6 protein-coding genes are annotated in these 5,901 nt (G+C 72.0%); all 6 read right to left on the reverse strand.

Translation table 11 applies throughout. From position 1 onward, the window contains the following. Window positions 1–87: 87 nt before the first annotated feature. The 6 genes from ACFWN1_RS30975 to ACFWN1_RS31000 all read right to left on the reverse strand — a co-directional run bounded on the left by ACFWN1_RS30975 (window position 88) and on the right by ACFWN1_RS31000 (window position 5,451). On the reverse strand, window positions 88–1,110 hold the full coding sequence (locus ACFWN1_RS30975) for an ADP-ribosylglycohydrolase family protein (protein ID WP_384369314.1): 1,023 nt from the start codon (window positions 1,108–1,110) through the stop codon (window positions 88–90). Between the two features lie 127 nt (window positions 1,111–1,237). Continuing rightward, the gene (locus tag ACFWN1_RS30980; protein ID WP_384369317.1) at window positions 1,238–2,299 is read right to left on the reverse strand and encodes a pseudouridine synthase; all 1,062 of its coding nucleotides are present in this window, start codon (window positions 2,297–2,299) and stop codon (window positions 1,238–1,240) included. A 13-nt stretch (window positions 2,300–2,312) separates the two neighbouring features. Next, window positions 2,313–2,948, reverse strand: coding sequence for an SMC-Scp complex subunit ScpB (scpB, locus tag ACFWN1_RS30985; protein ID WP_384369320.1), 636 nt, complete (start codon window positions 2,946–2,948; stop codon window positions 2,313–2,315). Continuing rightward, window positions 2,945–3,883, reverse strand: a complete 939-nt coding sequence (locus ACFWN1_RS30990; RefSeq protein WP_384369323.1) for a segregation and condensation protein A — start codon at window positions 3,881–3,883, stop codon at window positions 2,945–2,947. Before ACFWN1_RS30990 ends, scpB begins: the two co-directional genes overlap by 4 nt. Before the next feature lie 39 nt (window positions 3,884–3,922). Further along, on the reverse strand, window positions 3,923–4,474 hold the full coding sequence (locus tag ACFWN1_RS30995) for a hypothetical protein (protein WP_384369326.1): 552 nt from the start codon (window positions 4,472–4,474) through the stop codon (window positions 3,923–3,925). Then, a complete protein-coding gene (locus tag ACFWN1_RS31000) occupies window positions 4,459–5,451 on the reverse strand; it encodes a ParA family protein (RefSeq protein WP_381072978.1) in 993 nt (330 codons plus the stop codon). Before ACFWN1_RS31000 ends, ACFWN1_RS30995 begins: the two co-directional genes overlap by 16 nt. Window positions 5,452–5,901: the final 450 nt, after the last annotated feature.

Here is a 5,901-nt window from a genome sequence, read left to right on the forward strand (position 1 = left end):
CCACACCGAACCGGAAGGCCCTCACCCGTTCAAGACCCCTGAACCGAGACCTGACTCACCCGTCCACAACCTCCCGGGTCAGTACACCTAGGCGTCCCAGAGCGCGCCCAGCTCCAGGAGTTCGTCCCGGTGCTCGACGCGGTCCACCCAGGCCGCCGGCCAGGCGTCCGCGCCCAGCCAGGCGCCCGCGAAGGCGCCGGTCAGGCAGGCGATGGAGTCGGAGTCGCCGGAGGTGCAGGCGGCCCGGCGCAGCGCCAGGACGGGGTCGCCGGGGAAGAGCAGGAAGCACAGCAGCCCGGTGGCCAGCGCTTCCTCCGCGGTCCAGCCCTCGCCGGTGGCCAGGCACGGGTCGGTCTCCGGGGAGACCGTGCGGACCGCGTGCCCGAGGCGGTCCAGGACGGCCAGGCATTCGTCCCAGCCCCGGGCGATGAAGTGTTCGGGGCTCGGGTCGTGGCCGCGGGTCCACAGGTCGCCGAGCCAGGTGCGGTCGTAGTGGGTGCGGTGGTCGAGGGCGTACGAGCGCAGCCGGCCGACGAGTCCGGCGGGGTCGGTGCCCCGGGCCAACAGCCACACGGCGTGCGCGGTGAGGTCGGAGGCGGCCAGCGCGGTGGGGTGGCCGTGGGTGAGGGCGGACTGCGACTGGGCGGCGCCGGAGCGCTGTCCGGCGCTCAGACCGGGGGCGAGGCCGAGCGGGGCGACCCGCATGTTGGCGCCGCAGCCCTTGGAGCCGATCTGGCTCGCGTCCCGCCAGTCCCGCCCCTCCTCCTCCAGCAGCGCGCAGGCCGTGAGACAGGTGCGGCCGGGGGCGCGGTCGTTCTCCGGGGACCGGTACCAGTCGACGAACTCCGCACGCAGCGGCCGCTGGAGCCGCCCCGGCGCGAGCGGGCCCCGGCCCATGGCGGTACGGAGTGCGCGCCCGAGCGCGAGGGTCATCTGCGTGTCGTCGGAGACGAAGGCGCGGCCCGGCAGCTCCATCTCCCGCCAGGGTCCGCACGTGGCGAGGATGGAGGGCACGTCGTCGAACTCGGCCGGGAAGCCCAGCGCGTCGCCGAGGGCGAGGCCGAGCAGCGAACCGGCGGCGGCGCGCTTGGCCGCGGGTGCGGTGGTCATGGGTCAAGTCCTTCCGGGCGCCCATGACCCGGCCCCCGTTGGTCCGGCCGCACGGCCCCCCGACTAATCGTCAGGTTGACCATAAAGCCGGACCGTCACCGGCGGCAAGACCCCGCCTCCAAGGGTCCTAGAGGTCGACTTCCTTCATCAGCATGCCGACCTCGGTGTTGGACAGGCGGCGCAGCCAGCCCGACTTCTGGTCGCCGAGGGTGATCGGGCCGAAGGAGACGCGGACCAGCTTGTCGACGGGGAAGCCCGCCTCGGCCAGCATCCGGCGCACGATGTGCTTGCGGCCCTCGTGCAGGGTCACCTCGACCAGGTAGTTCTTGCCGGTCTGCTCGACCACCCGGAAGTGGTCGGCGCGGGCGTAGCCGTCCTCCAGCTGGATGCCGTCCTTCAGCCGCTTGCCGAGGTCGCGCGGGATCGGGCCGACGATGTGCGCGAGATACGTCTTCTGCACGCCGTACTTCGGGTGGGTCAGGCGGTGTGCCAGCTCGCCGTGGTTGGTGAGCAGGATGACGCCCTCGGTCTCCGTGTCGAGCCGGCCCACGTGGAAGAGCCGGGTCTCGCGGTTGGTGACGTAGTCCCCGAGGCACTGGCGGCCCTCGGGGTCCTCCATCGTGGAGACCACACCGGCGGGCTTGTTCAGCGAGAAGAACTGGTACGACTGGGTGGCGACGGTCAGCCCGTCGACCTTGACCTCGTCCTTCTCCGGGTCGACGCGGCGGCCCTGCTCCAGCACGATCTCGCCGTTGATCTCGACGCGGGACTGCTCGATCAGTTCCTCGCAGGCGCGCCGCGAGCCGTAGCCCGCGCGGGCGAGGACCTTCTGGAGGCGCTCGCCCTCCTGCTCGGCGCCGGGGAAGGTCTTCGGCGGCCTGACGTCCTTCCTGCCCTCGTACCGCTCCCGGTTGCGCTCCTCGGCCCGCGTCTCGAACTCACGTGAGCGGCCGGGCGCCGTACGGCCGCTCCCCGCCTGCTGGGACTGCCTGGGGCCGCCCTTGGCGCCGCCGCGCGCCGCGCCGCCACGGCCGGACTTCGGGCCGTCCTTCGTGGCGCCGGGACCCACGTCGTAGCGGCGCTCCTCCGGACGGGGCTTGCTGGGGCGGCCCTGCCCCTTGCGCTCGTCCCGGTCGTCGCCGCGGGGGTTACCGCGTCCGCTGTTCCTGCCGCTGCCGCTGCTTCGCATCAAGGTTTCCGTCTTAGTCGTCTGCGTCCTGACCGCCGGCCGCGTCGGGCGCGTCCGGGTCGAACGACGGGACTCCCTCCTGGGTCTCCGCCTCGATCGCCTCCGCCTCGGGGAGGAAGGGCGCGAGTTCCGGAAGCTCGTCCAAGCCGCGCAGGCCCATCCGCTCCAGGAAATAGTTCGTCGTCACGTACAGGATCGCACCTGTTTCGGGTTCCGTGCCCGCCTCGGCGACCAGACCGCGCTGGAGCAGGGTCCGCATCACGCCGTCGCAGTTGACCCCGCGTACGGCGGAGACCCGGCTGCGGCCGACCGGCTGGCGGTACGCGACGACCGCGAGGGTCTCCAGGGCGGCCTGGGTGAGCCGGGCCGTCTGGCCCTCCAGCGCGAGGCGTTCGACGGCGGGCGCGTACGCGGCGCGGGTGTAGAAACGCCAGCCGCCCGCGACGAAGCGCAGTTCGAAGCCCCGGCCCCCGGCGGTGTACTCGTCGGCCAGCTCGCGCAGGGCGGCCGCCACCTGGCGCCTGGGCCGCTGGAGGACGCGTGCGAGGTGTTCCTCGGTCGCGGGCTCGTCCACGACCATCAGGACGGCCTCCAGGGCGGGCTTGAGACCGAGGGCGGCGACGCGCTCGTCCGTGTCCTGGTGCTTCATGTCTTGCGCTCCCTGGTCCTCGGTGCCTCGGCGGGCCGGTCGAACTCGTCGGTGACGGTCGGGGCCGCCGTCTCCCCGCCGGTCCAGCGGACGAGCAGGGTGCCGAGCGCGGTCTCCTGCTCCAGGGCCACGGCCTTGTCGCGGTACAGCTCCAGCAGGGCGAGGAAGCGGGCGACGACGGTGAGGGTGTCGTCGGTGTCGGCCACCAGCGCGCGGAAGTCGGCCGCGCCGGTCTCGCGCAGCCGGGCGACGACGATCCCGGCCTGCTCCCGCACACTCACCAGCGGGGCGTGGATGTGGTCGACGTACACCTGCGGCCTGGCCCTCGGCTGCATCGCCTTGACCGCGAGCCGCGCGAACCCCTCGGGTCCGATGCTGATGACGACCTCGGGCAGCAGCTCGGCGTGGGCCGGTTCCAGACCGACGGTACGGGGGTGCCTCAGGCTCTCGTCGTCCAGCCGCTCGTTGAAGATGTCGGCGATCCGCTTGTAGGCCCGGTACTGGAGCAGCCGGGCGAAGAGCAGGTCCCGCGCCTCCAGCAGGGCGAGGTCGGCCTCGTCCTCGACCTGGGCGGCGGGCAGCAGCCGGGCGGCCTTGAGGTCGAGCAGGGTGGCGGCGACGACCAGGAACCCGGTGGTCCGGTCCAGGTCCCAGTCGGCTCCCATGGCCCGGATGTGCGCCATGAACTCGTCGGTGACCCTGGACAGGGCGATCTCGGTGACGTCCAGCTTGTGCTTGGCGATGAGCTGGAGGAGCAGGTCGAAGGGGCCCTCGAAGTTGTCGAGCCGGACCTTGAAGACCCGGTCGGGCAGCGGAGCCCCGGCCGCCGGGGAGTCGGACGCGGGAGCCTCGGGGGCCGGGTCCGGAGCTGCGGTGTCCGGGCCCCGGCCCAGCGGGCGTCTCGGGCCAGGGGTGGCGGTGCGGTGCGCGTTCATGGGGCTCGCAGGGTATCGGCCGACCGGTACGAGGAGCGGCTAGCGCCCCCGCAGCCGCCGGACCAGGATGCTCGCTTCGCCGCGTGACTCCAGGTCGGCGAGGACCACGGCGACCGCCTCGCGGACGATCCGGCCGCGGTCGACGGCGAGGCCGTGCTCGCCGCGCAGGACCAGGCGGGCGTGTTCGAGGTCCATGAGTTCCTCGGCGGAGACGTACACGGTGATCTTCTCGTCGTGCCGCTCGCGTCCGCTGGGCCGCCGGGCGGCCGCCCGGCCGCGCTTGCGGGGCTGCTCGGCGTCGGAGTCGTCCGTCTCGCTCTGCCGCCGGGCGGGCCGGATACGGGACTCGCCGGACCCGTCGGGTTCCGGGCCGGCCGCCGCGGTGTGCTCGGCGCCCTCGCCGTCGCCGCCCTGGACGGGCACCGACTGCGGGGCGTCCTGCGCCGTCGCGGCGGGGTCGCTCTCCCCCGCCGGTGCGGGCACCCGCGGCTCACCGCCGGGTCCGCGCCGGGGCGAGGAGGACTGGAGCCCCATCCCCCCTGTCGTACGGAACAGTTCGTCGGCTCCGGGCAGACTCACTCGGCGTGACACCGGGCGAGCACCTCCCTGGCGAGCTGGCGGTAGGCGGCGGCACCGACGGAGTTGGAGGCGTACGTGGTGATCGGCTCACCGGCGACCGTGGTCTCCGGGAAGCGGACCGTGCGTCCGATGACCGTGTGGTAGACGTGGTCGTCGAACGCCTCGACCACGCGGGCCAGCACCTCGCGGCTGTGGACCGTGCGCGAGTCGTACATCGTGGCCAGGATGCCGTCGAGCTCCAGCTCGGGGTTGAGCCGCTCCTGGACCTTCTCGATGGTCTCGGTCAGCAGGGCCACACCGCGCAGCGCGAAGAACTCGCACTCCAGCGGCACGATCACCTTGTGCGCGGCGGTCAGCGCGTTGACGGTGAGCAGGCCAAGCGAGGGCTGACAGTCGATGACGATGTAGTCGTAGTCGTCCATCAGCGGCTTCAGGGCGCGCTGGAGCGTGGACTCGCGCGCGACCTCGGAGACCAGCTGCACCTCGGCGGCGGACAGGTCGATGTTGGAGGGCAGCAGGTCCATGTTGGGGACCGCCGTCTTCAGCAGGACCTCGTCGGCCGACATGCCCCGCTCCATGAGCAGGTTGTAGACGGTGAGGTCCAGCTCCATCGGGTTGACGCCCAGACCAACCGACAGCGCGCCCTGCGGGTCGAAGTCCACGAGCAGCACGCGTCGTCCGTACTCCGCGAGGGCCGCACCCAGGTTGATGGTCGACGTGGTCTTGCCGACGCCGCCCTTCTGGTTGCACATGGCGATGATCTTCGCGGGGCCGTGGTCGGTCAGCGGGCCCGGGATCGGGAAGTACGGCAGCGGGCGCCCGGTCGGGCCGACGCGCTCACGGCGCTGACGTGCCGCGTCGGGCGCGAGCGTGGCCGCGTACTCCGGATCGGGCTCGTACTCGGCGTCGGGGTCGTAGAAGTGCCCCTCGGGCAGTTCGTCGTAGTCGGCGAAGTGGTTGCGGGGCGCGCCACTTCCGTCGCCGGCCATGGCGTTCACGTGTTGGCCATCCATGCTCTGGTGTGCTCTCCGGGCCGTCTGCGGAACCGGACTCTGGTGGGCTGCGAAGGTGCGCACCGCGACGGAGCCGACGGCCTCGTGTCCCTCGGGACCCTGGCCCTCTCCGCGCAATCCTGGTCGACCACCTCCGGGAGAAAATGTCGACTCATTCACAAGTCGTCTTACCTCCTTGGTGACCAGGAAACTTCTAGACAAGGTCAGCGTGGCACCATGCCGACGGTTGGCGACTCTATGGCGTGTCGGCGGTCCGCAGCAACACAATCCGCCGGACCCGGCACGATGTGTCGACAATGAAACATCCCGCTGTCAAGGGCGTACAGCCGTCGCACAGCAGGTTTCACCGGTGTGCGAATCGGTCCAAGCGTTACGTTCGAGGCGAGTTGGCCTAGCGTCGCAAAGTGACCATACACACATCCGGCC

The organism is Streptomyces sp. NPDC058459 (genome assembly GCF_042721685.1).
In the GTDB taxonomy this organism is placed as follows: domain Bacteria; phylum Actinomycetota; class Actinomycetes; order Streptomycetales; family Streptomycetaceae; genus Streptomyces.